Annotated in this window: 16 protein-coding genes and 2 pseudogenes; 4 read left to right on the top strand and 14 right to left on the bottom strand. The window is 72.9% G+C overall.

What is annotated here, in order from left to right; translation table 11 throughout:
- Nucleotides 1-204: 204 nt before the first annotated feature.
- From Athai_RS02585 to eno, 10 genes and pseudogenes are all read right to left on the bottom strand, one after another.
- Entirely contained in the window at nt 205-852 is a 648-nt protein-coding gene (locus tag Athai_RS02585) for a hypothetical protein (RefSeq protein ID WP_203959974.1), read from the bottom strand.
- Nucleotides 849-2,222 carry a DUF58 domain-containing protein gene (locus tag Athai_RS02580; protein WP_420829758.1) on the bottom strand — a complete coding sequence of 458 codons (1,374 nt, stop codon included), beginning with the start codon at nt 2,220-2,222 and terminating at the stop codon, nt 849-851. Before Athai_RS02580 ends, Athai_RS02585 begins: the two co-directional genes overlap by 4 nt.
- Nucleotides 2,223-2,350: 128 nt before the next feature.
- Nucleotides 2,351-3,313: pseudogene (locus Athai_RS02575) on the bottom strand (AAA family ATPase); the annotation flags it as partial.
- Between the two features lie 41 nt (nt 3,314-3,354).
- Nucleotides 3,355-3,954 (bottom strand): hypothetical protein, encoded by a 600-nt coding sequence (locus tag Athai_RS02570; RefSeq protein WP_203959973.1) that lies wholly within the window; start codon nt 3,952-3,954, stop codon nt 3,355-3,357.
- Between the two features lie 138 nt (nt 3,955-4,092).
- Complete coding sequence (locus Athai_RS02565) at nt 4,093-4,842, bottom strand: DUF4129 domain-containing protein (RefSeq protein WP_203959972.1); 750 nt, start codon at nt 4,840-4,842, stop codon at nt 4,093-4,095.
- A 78-nt stretch (nt 4,843-4,920) separates the two neighbouring features.
- Nucleotides 4,921-5,733, bottom strand: coding sequence for a uracil-DNA glycosylase (locus Athai_RS02560; protein ID WP_203959971.1), 813 nt, complete (start codon nt 5,731-5,733; stop codon nt 4,921-4,923).
- Nucleotides 5,734-5,775: 42 nt separating this feature from the next.
- Nucleotides 5,776-6,690 carry a Ppx/GppA phosphatase family protein gene (locus tag Athai_RS02555; protein ID WP_203959970.1) on the bottom strand — a complete coding sequence of 305 codons (915 nt, stop codon included), beginning with the start codon at nt 6,688-6,690 and terminating at the stop codon, nt 5,776-5,778.
- A gap of 309 nt (nt 6,691-6,999) precedes the next feature.
- Nucleotides 7,000-7,449, bottom strand: a pseudogene (locus tag Athai_RS02550) (DUF501 domain-containing protein); the annotation flags it as partial.
- Nucleotides 7,450-7,511: 62 nt separating this feature from the next.
- The gene (locus Athai_RS02545) at nt 7,512-8,039 is read right to left on the bottom strand and encodes a septum formation initiator family protein (protein WP_203959969.1); all 528 of its coding nucleotides are present in this window, start codon (nt 8,037-8,039) and stop codon (nt 7,512-7,514) included.
- 58 nt (nt 8,040-8,097) lie between these two features.
- Entirely contained in the window at nt 8,098-9,378 is a 1,281-nt protein-coding gene (gene eno, locus Athai_RS02540) for a phosphopyruvate hydratase (protein WP_203959968.1), read from the bottom strand.
- A gap of 449 nt (nt 9,379-9,827) precedes the next feature.
- Between eno and Athai_RS02535 the strand changes: the two genes are divergently transcribed.
- The 4 genes from Athai_RS02535 (at nt 9,828) to Athai_RS02520 (ending at nt 12,757) form a co-directional block, all read left to right on the top strand.
- A complete protein-coding gene (locus tag Athai_RS02535) occupies nt 9,828-10,463 on the top strand; it encodes a hypothetical protein (protein WP_203959967.1) in 636 nt (211 codons plus the stop codon).
- A gap of 531 nt (nt 10,464-10,994) precedes the next feature.
- Complete coding sequence (locus tag Athai_RS02530) at nt 10,995-11,402, top strand: DUF6232 family protein (RefSeq protein ID WP_203959966.1); 408 nt, start codon at nt 10,995-10,997, stop codon at nt 11,400-11,402.
- 135 nt (nt 11,403-11,537) lie between these two features.
- Nucleotides 11,538-12,431 carry a helix-turn-helix domain-containing protein gene (locus Athai_RS02525; protein WP_203959965.1) on the top strand — a complete coding sequence of 298 codons (894 nt, stop codon included), beginning with the start codon at nt 11,538-11,540 and terminating at the stop codon, nt 12,429-12,431.
- A gap of 119 nt (nt 12,432-12,550) precedes the next feature.
- Nucleotides 12,551-12,757, top strand: a complete 207-nt coding sequence (locus Athai_RS02520; protein ID WP_203959964.1) for a DUF397 domain-containing protein — start codon at nt 12,551-12,553, stop codon at nt 12,755-12,757.
- 73 nt (nt 12,758-12,830) lie between these two features.
- On the opposite strand, the gene Athai_RS02515 is transcribed toward Athai_RS02520, so the two are convergent.
- From Athai_RS02515 to Athai_RS02500, 4 genes are all read right to left on the bottom strand, one after another.
- On the bottom strand, nt 12,831-14,453 hold the full coding sequence (locus Athai_RS02515) for a DUF885 domain-containing protein (RefSeq protein ID WP_203959963.1): 1,623 nt from the start codon (nt 14,451-14,453) through the stop codon (nt 12,831-12,833).
- Nucleotides 14,454-14,548: 95 nt separating this feature from the next.
- Nucleotides 14,549-15,562 carry a YihY/virulence factor BrkB family protein gene (locus Athai_RS02510; protein ID WP_203959962.1) on the bottom strand — a complete coding sequence of 338 codons (1,014 nt, stop codon included), beginning with the start codon at nt 15,560-15,562 and terminating at the stop codon, nt 14,549-14,551.
- A complete protein-coding gene (locus tag Athai_RS02505; protein ID WP_203959961.1) occupies nt 15,559-15,891 on the bottom strand; it encodes a DUF3618 domain-containing protein in 333 nt (110 codons plus the stop codon). The genes Athai_RS02510 and Athai_RS02505 overlap by 4 nt, the downstream gene beginning before the upstream one ends.
- Nucleotides 15,888-16,316, bottom strand: coding sequence for a phage holin family protein (locus Athai_RS02500; RefSeq protein ID WP_203959960.1), 429 nt, complete (start codon nt 16,314-16,316; stop codon nt 15,888-15,890). The genes Athai_RS02505 and Athai_RS02500 overlap by 4 nt, the downstream gene beginning before the upstream one ends.
- Nucleotides 16,317-16,331 lie beyond the last annotated feature (15 nt).

The raw sequence follows: 16,331 nt of genomic DNA, 5'->3' as shown, positions 1-16,331 counted from the left end.
CCGCCCCGGGCCGCGCGCCGGTCCAGGCCCGTCACCGAGCGCGGCTGGCGGCGAGCCCCACCCAGGGTATGCCCGCCGAGATCACCGCGCGCGGCAATGCCGGTGTCACGTCCCCCACGCCGGGACGGTCGATCATGGTGTCGGCTGGCCAGCAAGCGCTTGCCCGAGCGGACGACGCCACGATCGACCGCGCCGCGGCGAGGATCAGCGGTGCCGGCGGTGCAGCAGGTACGCGACGCCGACCGCGGCGCCGAGCGCGGCGAGCAGGCCGATCACCGGGAGCAGGATCGAGTTGTGGCCGGTACCGGACGGCGGCAACAGCACCGAGGCGGCCAGCGCGAACGCCACCGTCACCAGCAGCACGCCGCCGGTCCGGGCCAGCCAACCGAGCAGTACGGACGGGGCGAGCTGACCGCGGATCGGCAGCGTCGCCGCCAGCGCCGCGGTCCCGTGATGCAGGTAGAGCAGCGCGGCGAGCAGCAACGTACCGAGCAGGCCACGCTGCTCGTGGTAGACCAGCCCGCCGAGCACCCACACCCCGACGACGATCAGCTCGGTGGCGGTCACCCACGGACCGTCCGCCCGGACCGCGGCGACCAGCCCGAGCGCCACCGCGACCAGGTAGGACCAGCCGTTGCCGCGCATCGGCCCGGTCATCGCAACGATCAACGCGAGCACCCCGAACACCAGCACCGACCCCCGCACCAGCGCGGGTCCGGGAGCGATCGCGCGCACCCGGTCGGCGCCCCGCTGCACCGCCTGCTCGGCCCGGGTCACCGTCGGGGACAGCCGCAGCGCGGCGAGCCGGCGGCGCCCGCCGGACGCCGCGGGCCGGGTGTCGTCGGCCGTCATCGCAGCACCGCCCGGGGAGCGGCGGCCATCCTGGTCACGTCGCGCAGCACCTCGTCCAGGCTGCCGGCGCCGGCCCACGCCACCACCGGTACCCCCGCCTCGCGCAGCCGGCCGATCAGGTTCGCCCGGTCCAACCGCCACAACCGGTACGCCAGCTCGGTCCACTCGCTGGTCTGCGCCGGCCGGGCACCCTCCGGAAGGGTGTCCACCGCCAGCACGAACCGGCCGGTGCGGGCCAGCTGAGCGAGCATCGTGGAGCTGCGCTCGTCCAGCAGCGGGGTGAGGAACAGGATCAGCGCGTTCGGCGGCAGCAGGCGCGGCGACAGCAGCCGGGAGGTGGGCGCCGCGCCGGACGGCCAGACCCGGACGTCCAGCAGCCACTCCAGCAGGGTCAGGAACTGCCGGTGGCCGGAACTCGCCCGCAGGTACCGGGCGGACGGGCCGAACTCCAGCACCGAGACCCGGTCACCGCGGTGCAGGTAGTGCTCGCCGATGCCGGCGGCGGCGCGCACCGCGGTGTCCAGTACCGACGCGGCGGCGGGGCCGGCCGAGCGGCCCGCCTCGTGCAACACGTCCAGGACCAGCACCACCTCGGCGTCCCGCTCGGACAGCGTCGCGTTCACGTACAGCTCGCGGTTGCGCAGCGACACCCGCCAGTCCACCCGGCGCAGCCGGTCCCCCGGCTGGTACGGGCGGACGCCGGCGAGCTCGCCGCTCTCGCCGGGGCGGCGGGACCGGTGCGTGCCGGCGATCCCGGCCGCCTTCGGCATCGCGTCGGCCGCCTCGAACGGCTGCGCCACCGGATGCACCTTCACCGTCACCGCCGGCAGCCGCACCGGGCGGCTGCGCAGCAACCCGTCCGCCGCGTACCCGCGCACCTCGACCGGGCCGATCCGGTGCCGGCCCCAGCGCATCGCGCGCCCCTCGATCAGCACGTCGGTACCGGACCGGCCGGGCACCGCGGCCATGTACTCGCCGGCGCCGGTGCGCATCCGCAGCCAGCGGCTCGCCGGGGTCCGCACCGCGACGCCGCTCAACGGCGCCGGATCCGGGTTGTCGATCGACACCCGGCCGAGCACCGTGCCGCCCTCGGCGCTGATCGTGGTGTCCACCGTCAGCTCCGCGGCCGGTACCCGGTGCGGCCGGTGAGCCAGCCCCCAGCCGGCGCCGAGCACGAACGGCAGGGCGAGCACCACCAGATCGAGGCGGCCGACGGTGACGCCGACGATCAGCAGCACCAGCGCCATGCCCACCGCGCGGCGCAGCGCGCGGGTCGGCACCCAGTCGTACACCGCCGAGTCCTCGCTGGGGCCGCGCAGCACCGGCTGCTCGCCCGGCTGCGGCGGCTGCGGATTGTCCTGGGTGCGCACCCAGAGGCCGACCTCGCTCAGCGCTGCCCCCTCGGCGGCTCGGTGTAGCGGTAGACCGGGTCGGGGCCGGCGGTGGAACCGGCCGGCTCCGGCGGTCGCGCCGCCGCGTCGTCCACAGTGGACGTGTCGTAGCTGGGCCGGGCGCCGCTGGCCGGCGCCGCGGTCGCCGCGACCACCTCGGCCACCACGTGCGACGGTTCGACCCGGCGCAACCAGACCTCCGGCTTGAGCGAGACCCGGTGCGCCAGCGCGGGCACCGCGAACGCCTTCACGTCCTCCGGAATCACGTAGGACCGGTCGGCGAGCAGCGCCCGGGCCCGCGCGCACAGCAGCAGCGCGAGCGAACCACGCGGCGAGGCACCGACCATCACCTGCGGATGCGACCGGGTCGCGGTGACCAGATCGACGATGTAGCGGCCGATCGAGTCCTCCACCGCGATCGTCTCCACGGTGGCCTGGAGAGCCCGCAGCGTCCGCGCGTCCACCACCGGCGCCAGTTCGGTCTCCTCCCGGCGGCGCGACATCCGGTTGCGCAGCACGCCCCACTCGTCGTCGGCGCTGGGATAGCCGAACGAGACCCGCAGCAGGAACCGGTCCAGCTGGGCCTCCGGCAGCGGGTACGTGCCCTCGTACTCGATCGGGTTCGCCGTCGCGAGCACGTGGAACGGCGGGTGCAGCGGGTAGGTGGTGCCCTCGACGCTGACCTGCTTCTCCTGCATGGCCTCCAGCAGCGCCGCCTGCGTCTTCGGCGGCGTCCGGTTGATCTCGTCGGCGAGCAGCAGGTTGGTGAAGATCGGGCCGGGCCGGAACTCGAAGTCGCCGGTCGACTGGTCGTACAGGAAGGAGCCGGTGACGTCGGCCGGCAGCAGGTCGGGGGTGAACTGCAGTCGGCGGAACGACAACCCGAGCGCCTGGCCGAACGACCGGGCCGCGAGCGTCTTGCCCAGCCCCGGGAAGTCCTCCAGCAGCACGTGGCCGCCGGCCAGGATGCCGGCCAGTACCAGCGCCAGCGGTTCCGCCTTGCCGACCACGACCGTACCGACCGCGTCGAGCACCTGCCGGGCCAGCGCGCCGGCCTCGGCGACCGGCAGCGGCGCCGGCTCGGCCTCGGGTTGGGTGTTGACCGGTCCGCTCACCGGTTGCCTCCGTCCTGGGCGAACAGTCGCTCCATCGTTCGTACCGATTCGGTCAGCTGCGCCCGGCTCGGCGCCTGCTCGGTCGGCTCGGTCAGCAGTGTCCACAGTGGATCACCAAGCAGCGCGCGGACCCGGGTCGTACCGCCCGGGCCGGCGCCGGACAGGTCGGTACCGTGGTCGATCCGGAGCCGCTCGTCGACCAGCGCGGCGAGCCGCTCGCGCACCGTACGATCGAAGCTGACCGGGTCGCCGTGGGTCCAGGCGAGCCGGTCCTCCCAGCGGCGCACCGCGGCGAACGGCCGGTCGGACAGCTCGGTGGTCGGCGCCGCCCCGGCCGCCGGGAACGGCTCCGGCGGGCCGTGCACCGCCACCGCGACCCGGTAGCCGAACGCCACGGCGAGGATCAGCGCATCGGTCATCCCGTACGGCAGGCGAACCTGGACCACCTGCAGCATCCGCCACAGCACGTCGCCGCCGGCCAGCGCGACCAGCACCATCCCGATCACCCAGCCGGGCGTGATCCGCAACGGCTGGTACGGCTTGCGCATCGGGTCGCGCTTGCCCGGCGCCATCATCTGCCCGTACGAGAAGCTCATTGGCGTTCCTCCTCCGTCGGAACACCAACGAGACACGACGCACGGCACCCACGACTCGCTCGCGCACGCTCACTCATGGGCGTTCCTCCTCCGTCGGAACACCAACGGAGCGGGCCCGAGTCGCTCGCCCAGGCTCGCTCACTGGGCACCGCCGGTGGGTGCCGCGTCCCGCACCGACAGTTCGGCGGCGAGCCGGTCCAGCGCGGTGCGGGCCGCCGCGCGGTCCGCCTCGGTGACCGGGGCCGGCGCGTACCGCGCGGCGCGGTACCGCTCGGCGAGGTCGGTCAGGGCTCGCTCGGCCGGCCCGGTCAGCGCCCGGAACCGCGGCGCGCCGGACGGGTCGCGGGCCACCCCCAACATCCGGCCGACCAGGTCGCCGGGGACGTCGGAGGCCGACCGCGGGACGCCGCCGCGGGACGCCAGCTCCTCCAGCGTCAGCCAGCAGGCGATCACCGCCGCCCGCGGGTCGTCGCCCTCGATCAACGCCGCCCGGCTGGCTGCCATCGCGGCACGCACCTCGTCCGCGGTCGGCGCGTCCGGCTCCTCCGGTTCGGGGTCCGGCTCCGGATGGCGCCGGCGCCGCAGCACCAGGCCGTCTCGCAGCGCCAGCATCAGGTAGAGCATGATCGCTCCGTAGGCGAGCGCGCACAGTGCGGCGATCACCACGATCAGCACCGTGGTCCCGGGACCGGAGTCGTGCGGCTGCGGCGGCCGGACGACGCTACGGCTCGGCTGGGCGGGTGGGCTGCCGCTGGTCGACACCGTGGGGCGGATCGGGAGCGGCGCCACGTGAGTGACCCGCGGGCCGCGCGCGTTGGCGCCGAGCGCAGCCACCACGACCAGCAGCAGGATCAGCACCACCGGCAGGTATCGCAGCCCTCGACGCAACCTGACACTCCCGTCGCCGATCGGCCAGGCACCGCCAGCGACCGGCGGCTGATCCCGCTCAACGGGGCGGATCGACGGCTAGATGCCGGCCAGCGTGCGGGCGCGGCCCAACACGTCGTCCAGCATGCCCGTCGTCAGCCGCCCCGTGAAGGTGTTCTGCTGGCTGACGTGGTAACAGCCCAGCAACATTATTTCGGAACCGACATACTCGGCGCCGTGACCGAACCGCGGCCGGGGCCTCGGCACCTGCTCACCCAGCGCCGATGCCGAGGCCCAGTACGCATTCCAGGCGAACTGCCCCAACGCGACCACGACCCGTACCGTGCCGCGCAACAGCGCCAGCTCCCGGTCCAACCAGGACCGGCAGGTGTCTCGTTCCAGCGTGGTCGGCTTGTTCTCCGGCGGGGCACACCGCACCGGGGCGCACAGCCGGGTGTGGTGCAGTACCAGCCCGTCGTCGGCGGACACGCTCCGCGGTGCGCTGGCCAGCCCGGCCCGGTGCAGCGCCGCGTACAGCACGTCGCCGGAGCGATCGCCGGTGAACATCCGGCCGGTCCGGTTCGCCCCGTTCGCCGCCGGCGCCAGGCCGAGCAGCACGATCCGGGCGTCGGCGGCGCCGAAGCTCGGCACCGGCCGCCCCCAGTACGTCTGGTCGGCGAACGACGCGCGCTTGCGTTCGGCCACCTCCTCGCGCCAGGCGACCAGCCGGCTGCAGGCCCGGCAGACCGAACTGCGGGCCGCCAGCGCGGTCAGGTCCCCGGCACCCGCCGCCAGGTCCGCCACCCCGGCCCGATCCGTCGCCACCGGGGTACCCGGATCCGCCACGTCACCGGGAAACCCGGAACCCGGCACCACGTGGCATCCGAACTCGGTCCGCTGCACCGCCACCATGCCGACATCCTGCCCGCCCAGGCCACGGCGCCGGGTCCGGGGTCAGACCGAGAGCGCGATGCCGTCGAGGATGTCGTGCTCGGACGCGACGAGCCCGTCGCACCCGGCGCGCTCCAGCACGGTACGAAGGATCAGCGCGCCGGCGCCGATCACGTCGGCGCGTCCCGGGTGCATCACCGGGATCGAGCGCCGCTGCGCCCGGGTCTGCGCCAGCAGCTCGGTACCGATCCGGTCCACCTGCGCGCGGTCGATCCGGGCGTGGTGGATCCGGGTCGAGTCGTACCCCGGCAGGTCCAGCGCTATCCCGGCGATGGTGGTGACCGTACCGGCCAGGCCGATCAGGGTGCGGGCCCGGCGCGCGGACACCGCGGCGAGCGCGCCGTCCACCACCTCGGTGACGTGCTCCCGCGCCGCGGCGATCTCGGCCCCGGTCGGCGGGTCGGAGTGCAGGTAGCGCTCGGTCATCCGGACGCAACCGATGTCGACGCTGATCGCCGCCTCCGCGGTACCGGTGCCGACGACGAACTCGGTGGAACCGCCGCCGATGTCCACCACCAGGTACGGCGGGTCGAGGTCGGTGGGCAACCCGGCGACGGCGCCGGCGAACGACAGCGCCGCCTCCTCGTCGCCGGTGATCACCTCGGGCGGCGCGCCGAGCACGTCGAGCACCATCGCCCGGAACTCGGCCGCGTTGCCGGCGTCCCGGCTGGCGGAGGTGGCGACCATCCGCACCCGGGCCGCGCCGAGCTCGCGGATCCGCGCCGCATACCCGGTCAGCGCCTTGCGGGTGCGCTCGATCGCCTGCGGCGCGAGCATTCCGGTGCGGTCGACACCCTCGCCGAGCCGGACGATCTCCATCGTGCGGACCAGGTCGGTCAGCTGGTCGCCGGCCCGGTCGGCGACCAGCAGCCGGATCGAGTTGGTACCGCAGTCGATCGCCGCGACCCGCTCAGTCATCGTCGCCTCCGAGGCTCGCCCTGGTCCGTACCGGCACGGCGTTCGGCACCGGCCGCCCGCGCACCGGGTCCGCGTCGACCCGCCGCGACTCCCACCCGCTCAGCGGGTTCACATCGACCCGCCGCGACGTCCACCCGCTCATCGGGTCGCCGCGGTCCCGCCGGCGGCCGGGCCGTCGGCCTCGCCCGCGGTCCGGCTCTCGTCGCCCGCGGTCCGGGCCTCGTCGCCCGCGGTCCGAGCCTCGTCGCCCACGCGCACGGTCCGGTCCTCGTCGCCCGCGCCGGCGGTCGGGTCCTCCTCGTCCGGGCACACGCAGGGGCCGTCCGCCCACCAGGGCGCCATCGTCGCGAGCGCCTCGTCGCCGAACGGGTTGACGCCGGGCCCGGCGGCCAGCGCGTGCGCGACGTGCACGTGCAGGCACTTGACCCGGGTCGGCATGCCGCCCGCGGACACCCCGGCGATCTCCGGTACCTCGGCCAGCTCGGACCGTCGCCGCAGGTAGTCGTGGTGCGCCGCCTGGTACCGGGCCGCGAGGTCCGGGTCGTCGGCCAGCCGCGCGGTCATCTCCCGCATCGTGCCGGCCGACTCCAGCCGGCTCACCTCGGCCGCGGCGCGCGGGCAGGTCAGGTAGAACAGCGTCGGGAACGGGGTACCGTCCGGCAGCCGTGGGCTGGTCTCGACCACGTCCGGGTTGCCGCACGGGCAGCGGTGCGTCACCGCCGCGGCGCCCCGCAGCGGCCGGCCGAGCTGCGCGGACATCGCCGCCGTCGCGGCCGGCGTGACCGGCTCGCGCACCGGCGGGCCGACCGATCCGGCCGCGCTCACCGGTCCGCGCCCTGCACGCTGGACCAGACCTTGCCGTACCAGGGGCCGTCGGAGCGGACCCGGCGGTCGTCCGAACCGTTCCCGCCGGACTTCTGCGGGTCGCCGTACACCGCGTACACCTTGTCGCCGGGGCGCACCATCCGCAGCCGGCGCCGCGCCTGCGCCTCCACGTACTGCGGGTCGTCCCACTTGGCGCGCTGGTCGCGCAGCTTCGCGATGCGCTCCCGCTGCTGCGCCTGGGCGTCCGTCAGCTCGGCGATCTGCGCCCGCTGGCCCAGATAGGTCCGCACCGGGTACGCGTAGGCCAGGATCAACGCCACGAACACCAGCGCCAGCACCACCGCGCGCCCGGTGAACCGGCCACCGGGCCGCGGCGCCCGGGTACGGGTGGCGCCGGTGCGGCGGGCACCCGGCCGACCGGCCGAGTCGCGACCGCGCCGGGGTGGTGCGGCGCGACCGGCCGCGGGTCGGCCCGGCCGCCGACCGGGGCCGTTGCCGGTACCGGACCGGCCGCGCTGCGCCATCACTGCCTCCCGTTCAGGCTCCGCGGCGGGCGGGGTGCCGCGGTGCCACTGTCTGCGTTCAGCGGGTGAAGCGCGGGAACGCGTCGGCGCCGGCGTACCGCGCCGCGTCGTCCAGCTCCTCCTCGATCCGCATCAGCTGGTTGTACTTGGCGACCCGCTCGGAGCGGGCCGGCGCGCCGGACTTGATCTGCCCGCAGCCCATCGCCACCACCAGGTCGGCGATCGTGGTGTCCTCGGTCTCGCCGGACCGGTGGCTCATCATCGTCCGGTAGCCGTTGTTGTGTGCGAGCGTCACCGCGTCGAACGTCTCCGACAGCGAACCGATCTGGTTCACCTTGATCAGTACCGCGTTGGCGGCGCCGTCGTTGATGCCGCGCGCGATCCGCTCCGGGTTGGTGACGAACAGGTCGTCGCCGACCAGCTGCACCCGGCCACCGACCGCCGTGGTCAGGTGCTCCCAGCCGGCCCAGTCGTCCTCGGCCAGCGGGTCCTCCAGCGACACGATCGGGTACCCGTCGAGCAGCTCGGCGTAGTACTCCGACATCTGCTCGGCGGTCTTCGCCTCGCCCTCGAACTGGTACGCACCGTCGGAGTAGAACTCGGTCGCCGCGGCGTCGATCGCGAACGCGATGTCCCGGCCCGGCGTGAAGCCGGCCTTCTCGATCGCCTCGGTGATCAGGTCCAGCGCGTCCCGGTTGCTCGGCAGGTCCGGCGCGAAACCGCCCTCGTCACCGAGACCGGTCGACAGCCCCCGGGACTTCAGCACGCCCTTGAGCGCCTGGTACGTCTCGGAACCCCAGCGCACCGCCTCGCGGAAGCTCGCCGCGCCGACCGGCGCGATCATGAACTCCTGGATGTCCACGTTGGAGTCGGCGTGCGCGCCACCGTTCAGGATGTTCATCATCGGCACCGGCAGCAGGTGCGCGTTCGGCCCGCCCAGGTAGCGGAACAGCGGCAACCCGACCGAGTCGGCGGCGGCGCGGGCCACCGCGAGCGACACGCCGAGGATCGCGTTCGCACCGAGCTTGCTCTTGTTCGGGGTGCCGTCCAGGTCGAGCATCACCTGGTCGATCAGCCGCTGCTCGGACACCTCGTTGCCGAGCAGTTCGCGGGCGATCACCTCGGTCACGTTCGACACCGCGTGCTCGACGCCCTTGCCGCCGAACCGGGACTTGTCCCCGTCGCGCAGTTCCACCGCCTCGAACTGGCCGGTCGACGCGCCGGACGGCACCGCCGCCCGGGCCACCACCCCGTCGTCCAGACCGACCTCGACCTCGACCGTCGGGTTGCCCCGCGAGTCGAGGATCTCGCGCGCGACGATGCCCTCGATGGTTGCCACGTAGCCTCGCTCTCCTTGTGTCACCAGCCCGGGCCGCGCTGCCGCGTCGACCGGGCCTGAACGCCAGCCGCCACGCTGCGGTCGGTCCGCGTCACCGGCCCGCAGGTCCGGGCCGGCTCTCCCCGCGAGCGTAGCCAGCGCCACCGAGCCGGCCGGAACCGGCTCGCCGACCGTCCGCGGTGGCCTCCGGCACGCCGGACGAATCGCACCGACCGGCCGGTCGGATTTGCGCCCGGCACACCCCGCGCGCGAATCTTGGTGCCATGCCCGCCACCGCCGAGCCAGCGAAGGCCGTGCCCGCGCCCACCGATCGTTCGGGTGCCCTGCCCGCGGCGGGCCCACCCGCGAACGCCGGGGGCCGGGGCCGTGCGGCGGCGGCTACCGGGCAGGCCACGTGGCGCGGACCGGTCCGTCGGCTCCGGGCCGCCCTGCTGGTACCGCTGGCGGCCGTGCTGCTGGCCGGCTGTTCGGCCGACCCGCTGGGCCACCTGGACAGCCGGGCGACGCTGGTGAACGACCTGGCCGCGCAGCTCGACCACGGCCAGACCCGGTCGTACTCGGCCGACTACCGGCTGTCCGACGGCAGCCGGGCGACGCTCGCGCAGCAGGGCGACCCGCACCGGATCGCGTACATCTTCTCGTCCGGCCGGTACGTCCGGCTCGTGCTCAGCGTGCTGCGCTGCGGCGACACCAGCTGCACGCTCTCGACCAGGCCGCCGAACAACTACCAGCAGCCGCCGGACGCCGACGCGGTCGGCACCGCGAGCGACCACCGCTTCCTCACCGCCCAGCAGATGCTCGGGCTGATCCAGGCCGCCGGCGAGACGCCCGGCAGCACGATCGCCGGCACCACCCGCACCATCGCCGGCCAGCGTTCCCGCTGCGTACGGGTGAGGTCCGGGGGCGACGCGTTCACCGCGTGCCTGACCCTGTCCGGCGCGCCGGCCTCGTTTCGCGGGGTGGCCGGCGGACACCGGTACGAGTTCAGCCTGACCGGCTGGCGCGACCAGGTGGTGGGCCGGCCGTTCAGCGTGCCGCACGGGGTCCGGGTCGTCGACGAACGCACCTCGCCCACCCCGCGCTGACCACGCTGCGTGGCCCCGCCGCCAACTGTCGGGGATCCGACTGACCGCCCCGAAACCGGGCGATCGAGGCGGAAAGCAAGGGTGCCCTTCGCTGCCCGTCGATCTGCCGGCACTCTCCCTGCGTATGGCGATGCGAGCGACAGCAGGCGGCGTCTCGGCACTCTGCCGGCCAGCCTGCTGCGAAGAACGATCTGCCATATGGCAGGTTGAAGTCTTTCCTTTTGCTGACGGCAGGTCCATACTCGGACACAGGGAGATCCCCCCGCTATGGCGGGCGTCGACGACGAGGTCGAGAGCTCGGCGACAAGTCCAGCAAGCCGGCGACATCCGTCAAGCCGGCACAAATGCACAGAGACGACAGCCAGACGTGTGAGAGGGCGGCCACCGGATGCCGCCGAGACCGCCCTCGAAGCTCACCACCGTCGCCTGACCGGAACGGAGAGCTGTCATGGATGTTACTCCCACCACCCTGCTGTTTCGTAGTCCCACAAGGACCGAGATGGCGGCAAACCGGGCGCGGAGGTGGCCGCGATGACCACCTACTACGACCGCGCCGGCGTGCAGGTGACCAGCCACGAGCTGGTCGTCCAGGGCCAGCGCTACCAGCTCAACGAGCTGCGCGGACTGCGCATCGCCCGCGGTTCGGCCAGCCCGGCCGGAACGATCTGCGCGATCCTCGCCGTGCTGTTCGTGCTGCCCGGCAGCTGCAGCCTGCAGACCTCCGCCTGGACCATCGGGCTCGGCCTGACCGCGATCGGTGTACTCGCCCTCGGCGCCGCCGCACTGATCATCCGGCGACTGCGCCCCCGACCGTTCGAGATGTGGGCCGACTACCAGGGGCACACCGTGCAGCTGTACTGGAGCCGCGACGAACGCGTCTTCAACGCCATCCGGTTCGCGCTGGTACGGGCGACCCAGGCCGACCCTCTCACCAGGTGAGATACCACAGAAAAGGTTGGGGTCGGGCAGGCAGCGACATGTCGGAGAGATAGCATGCACTCAGCATTGACCGCTTAGCAGCAAGGCTAGCTGCAACCTGGCACCTTGCCGCCGTCTACTCATCGGGGAGTAGAAATGCCCGCTGGCCAGCGCCCACTCATCCGGCGCCGCCTCCGTACCGAGCTGCGCCAGGAACGCGAGCGCGCCGGCAAGAGCCAGGCCGAGGTCGCCCGGAAGATGGACTGGTCCCTCTCCAAGATCATCCGTTTGGAGGCGGGACAGGTAGGCGTCTCCACCAACGATCTCAAGGCGCTCCTCGACCTCTACGACGTGCAGGACCAAGATCGACGGTCTTTCTTCGTCGAACTCGCCCGTGCATCTCGCCAGCAAAGCGCCTGGTGGAGCGCCTTTCGCGACGTGGCCTCGTCACCCGACTACCTCGACTATCTGGGATACGAAACCGACGCGGCACGCATCCTCGGATACTTCCCAGCGATGGTTCCGGCGCTACTGCAGACCGAGGAATACGCACGCGAAATCGTCAGCATCGGTGGCATCCAGCAGCTCGACGAAGACACGGTCGATCGGCTCGTCGAGCTGCGGATGCAGCGCAAGGAGCACGTGCTGGACCGAAAGGACCCGCCAACCTTCGTGGCGGTCCTGGACGAGGCGGTGCTGCACCACACGGTCGGCGGCGGCGAGGTGATGAGCGACCAACTTGCCAGCGTCGCCGAAGTCGCTGCTCTCTCCACCATCGAGATCCGCGTCGTCCCGTTCAGTTCAGGCGCGCACCCGGGTCTGAGCGGGCCATTCCAGATCTTCGAGTTCTCGGACCCCGCAGACGCACCGATCTTGCAGTCTGACACGGCGTTCCGGAGCGTCATGCTTCGCGAAGAACGAGATCTCATTCGGGAGTACACCGAAGGCTTCGACAGGCTCCTCGATTTCGCACTTTCTGAGCGCGAATCAGTTGCCATGATCCAGGGGGTTGCGGATCGAGTCCTGGGGGACGATACGGAAAGTAATTGATCTGGGCATCCAATACGTCCGCCGGTATCCTGTCCTTCCGAAGGCGGCCCGGCTGAGTACTCTGTGCTCCAGCGTGCTTACAAGGCATCCCGGCCGCCGAAGGTCGAGGGAGGCCGCGCATGATCGAGCACTGGTCAAGGGCCGAACGTTGGCGGAAGAGCACGCGTAGTCAGGGACAGGCCAACTGCGTCGAGGTCCGGTGCCGTGACCATGACGTTCTTGTCCGCGACTCCAAGGACCGGCTCGGCCCGGTGCTATCCGTGCGGCACGCCGCATGGGAGGCATTCGTCAACGAGATCACGTGTGACGTTCGAACCACCGAGTGACTTCTCCTGGCCAACGGTGTCCAGTGCTTTGGCGGCCCGCCTGCCCTCACAAGGGGCGGCGGGTCGTTTGGGGTCAGCCGGGGACGCCGCGGGTGAGGAGGTCGCGGAGGTGGCGGGGCGACGGGGAGCCGTGCGCGAGCATCTCGTCGTGCCAGCCGCGTAGGTCCGTGTCGGCGGGACGGGCGGCGGCGATGTCGGACACCTCGGTGTAGCCCACGAAGTACGTGGAGAGCTGGGTCGAGGTGAGCAGCGCGCGCTGCCACTTGCCGGCCGCCTCGCCCTCCTCCTGGAAGCCGTGCGTGGTCAGCAACGCCAGCGCCTCGGACTCGGCCAGCCCGTCACAGTGCACCGCCTGGTCCAGGATCGTGTTGAGAGTGCTGCGCAGTTGCATCTTGAGCTGCTGCAGCCGCACCTGCGGGCCGCCGAAGCCGTGCTCGGCGAGCATCCGCTCCGCGTACACCGCCCAGCCCTCGACGAAGGTGCCGGAGGTGAAGACGGCGCGCACCGGGGTGGCGCCACCGAACCGGCGGGCGTGCGCGAGCTGCAGGTAGTGGCCGGGCATGCCCTCGTGCACGATCAGGTTGCGCAGCATGTCGTTGTTGTACTCGCGGTAGAACGAGGTGATCCGTTCAGCGGACCAGTCGGCCGGCGGCGGCGAGATGGCGAGCAGGGTGGGCAGGCCGGGGCGTTCCATCGGGCCCGGCGCGTCGCAGTAGGCGGCGGCGACGCCCCGCTCGTACTCGGGCATCTCGGCGATCCGGCACGGCTCGTCGGGCAGCGTGGACACCAGCTCGAACTGTTCGACGAACGAGGTGGCCTCGACGAAGTCGGCGCGGGCGGCCGCGACGATGTCGGCCGGGTCGGGGCGCCGGTCGGCGGCCATCGCGAGGGCCTGCCGGACCGCGTCGTCGGTGGGCTTGCCGCCGACGATGCGGGCGGCCACCTCGCGGAGCTGGTCGGCGCTCTGCGACAGGTTCGACCAGGCGCGGCGGTCGAGTTCGGCGGCGGTGAGCGGGGTGTCCAGGGTGTGCCAGAGCTTGGCCTCCCAGTGCCGCCGGCCGAGCCGCGGGCTGCGGCCCGGGATCTCGGCACGGGCGCGCAGCCAGGAGTCGAACTCGGCGAGCGCGGCGAGCGCGCCGGACCGGGTCTGCTCGACCCGGTCGCGGGCCGACGGTACCGCGGCGGCCAGCTCGTCGACCCGGCCACGGATCAGCCCGGCGACGCCGGCGAACTGGTCGATCGCGGTACGCACGTGCAGCTGCGGGCAGTCGTCGAGCACCGCGCGGGCGGTGGCGAGCGCGTCCGGCAGCGCGGCGAGCCGGTTCACCAGGTGCACCAGCCGCTCCTCCGCGGGCGCGAAGTCGCGGGAGATCAGCACGTCGAGCAGCGGCCCGGGGTTGTGCAGCAGCGGGTTCCACCGGTGCTCGGCGATCTCGGTCAGCGCGAACAGCCGGGCGTCCACCACGGCGCTGAGCATGGCGTGGTCGACCTGCTCCTCCGCCTCCAGCTCCTCACTGTCCACTTCGGACAGTGCATGGGACGCGTCCCGGAGGGTCGCGACCTGGTCGGTGACCGCGCTCGGGGAGAAGTCCATCAGCTCGTCGTCCGCCACGTGCGCGCCGGCATAGTGCGCCGTCAGCGGATCCAACATCGCCGTCACGATCCGCTCGGCCAACGTCGGGAAGTCGATCGACATACCTTGACCGTACCGGCGTCGTCGACGGACGGCGAAGTGGCGCGGCGGCCGATGGCGAATGATGCGGTACCGGGTCGGGCCGCGGCGCCCTCCGGTCAGCCCTCCCGGTCGGTCGGCTCGTCGAAGTGGACCTCGATCCGGACACCCGGGGCGAGTCGCTGCATCGCCGCGTACCCGCGGTACGCGCGGCGGTCGGCCTCGGTGCTGGGCGGCCCGGAGAGGCTGCGCGGCCAGAGCCGGCGGGCGCGTACCACGTTGAGTTCGGTGGCGATAAGGATCAGCTGGCCGAGGACGAAGAACCAGGTCAGCAGGCCGATGACGATGGCGAACGTGCCGTACGTGCCGCTCGCGGAGTGCAGCTTGGTACCGATGTAGTAGCCGCCCAGCCACTGCAGCAGCTGCCAGCCGACGGCGGACAGCACGGCGCCGGGCAGCACCGCTCGGGTGGAGACGTCGCGTACCGTCAGGATCCGGAACGCGACGGTGAACAGTACGACGTTGATGACCAGCGACGCGAGCAGCAGCAGCAGCTGCGCGCCGCGGCCGATGCCGAAGCCGAGCGAGCCGGCGCCCGAGGACAGCCCGCTGATCGCCGTGGTGATCAGCACGTTGCCGCCGAGGATGGCGAGCAGCCCGACACTGCGCAGGGTACGGCGAGGCAGACCGGGGCGGTCGTCCAGCGGCACCTGCCAGACCGTGTTGAACGCGTTCTGCGCGGCGTTCGCCACCGCGAGCCCGGCCCACAGCGCCAGGACCAGCCCGATCGCCAGGCCGATGCCGCTGCCGTGCAGGGTGGTACCGGCCGGCATGATCTGCTGGCCGAGGCCGGGGAACTGGTCCGCGATGGTGTGCTGGACCCGGTCTTGCAGCGCCGCGTTGCCGGCCAGGACGAAGCCGAGCACGGTGACGAACACCAGCAGCAGCGGGAAGAACGAGAAGAACGCGTAGTACGCGATGAGCGCGGCGAGGTTGCCGGCGGCGTCCTGGCCGAACTTCTTCAGCACCGCGAGCGGCAGCGCCAGCGCGGGCCGGCTCTGCTGGTACCGGTCGAACCGGCCGGCGAGACCCCGACCGGCCGCGACGGGCCCGGACTCGCCCTCGGCGCTCACTTCCGCCGCGGCCCCGGTACCAGCACCGCCACCGCCACGCCGACCGCCAGCGCCGCCGCGGCGCACAGCAGCGGGCGTTCCGCCAGCTGGCGGCCCACCAGGCCGGCCACGATCCGCACCGGGTTCGGCGCCTGCTCGGTCCCGGCGGAGTCGCTCTGCTCGCCCGCGCCGGCCGAGCCGGCCGGTAAAGGGGATCGGCCCCCGCGACGCCGGTGCAGCAGGTCCTGGGCGAGGGCACGCGGGGTGGCACGATCCCGGAACGCGTGCACGTTCGCGGACAGCGCGGCGCGGGTGTCGGCCATCCGTTCCCGGATCTGCTCCGGGGTCACTTTTTCAGGCTGCGCGCCCATTCCAGGTTCTCCTTGAGAGTGGCGATGGTGAGCTGTGGCCCGTTCAGCCGCTTCAGTACCGACCTCGCGATCAGCCCGGTGAACAGCGCGAACAGCAGCCAGACACCGGCGACGATGAGCGCCGCCCACCCGTTGCCCAGCAGGTGGCCCAGCCCGTACACCGCGGCGAGGCTGCCGAACAGCAGCATCATGAAGCCGCCGAGCAGGGCGGCGGCGATCAGGCCACCGCCGATGCCGGCCTTGACGCCTTCCTGCCTCATCTCGGCCTTGGCGATCGCGAGCTGCTCGCCCACCAGCCGACCGAGGTCGCCCTTGATGTCGGTGAGGATGACGCCGATCGGTCGATCCTCGTCGGGGGCCCCGGCCCGGTGGACCGGTTCGGCCTGGGGCTGCGTCACCGTCATGGATGCTCCCGGATG

The sequence above is a fragment of the Actinocatenispora thailandica genome (genome assembly GCF_016865425.1).
In the GTDB taxonomy this organism is placed as follows: Bacteria; Actinomycetota; Actinomycetes; order Mycobacteriales; family Micromonosporaceae; genus Actinocatenispora; species Actinocatenispora thailandica.
This window is presented reverse-complemented; position numbering and strand designations above follow the sequence as displayed.

Bases quoted from the DNA above. Each gene is read 5' to 3' on its own strand.
- Athai_RS02585 (WP_203959974.1), bottom strand. From the start codon at position 852: ATGACGGCCGACGACACCCGGCCCGCGGCGTCCGGCGGGCGCCGCCGG.
- Athai_RS02570 (WP_203959973.1), bottom strand. From the start codon at position 3,954: ATGAGCTTCTCGTACGGGCAGATGATGGCGCCGGGCAAGCGCGACCCG.
- Athai_RS02560 (WP_203959971.1), bottom strand. From the start codon at position 5,733: ATGGTGGCGGTGCAGCGGACCGAGTTCGGATGCCACGTGGTGCCGGGT.
- Athai_RS02555 (WP_203959970.1), bottom strand. From the start codon at position 6,690: ATGACTGAGCGGGTCGCGGCGATCGACTGCGGTACCAACTCGATCCGG.
- Athai_RS02545 (WP_203959969.1), bottom strand. From the start codon at position 8,039: ATGGCGCAGCGCGGCCGGTCCGGTACCGGCAACGGCCCCGGTCGGCGG.
- Athai_RS02530 (WP_203959966.1), top strand. From the start codon at position 10,995: ATGACCACCTACTACGACCGCGCCGGCGTGCAGGTGACCAGCCACGAG.
- Athai_RS02525 (WP_203959965.1), top strand. From the start codon at position 11,538: ATGCCCGCTGGCCAGCGCCCACTCATCCGGCGCCGCCTCCGTACCGAG.
- Athai_RS02520 (WP_203959964.1), top strand. From the start codon at position 12,551: ATGATCGAGCACTGGTCAAGGGCCGAACGTTGGCGGAAGAGCACGCGT.
- Athai_RS02515 (WP_203959963.1), bottom strand. From the start codon at position 14,453: ATGTCGATCGACTTCCCGACGTTGGCCGAGCGGATCGTGACGGCGATG.
- Athai_RS02500 (WP_203959960.1), bottom strand. From the start codon at position 16,316: ATGACGGTGACGCAGCCCCAGGCCGAACCGGTCCACCGGGCCGGGGCC.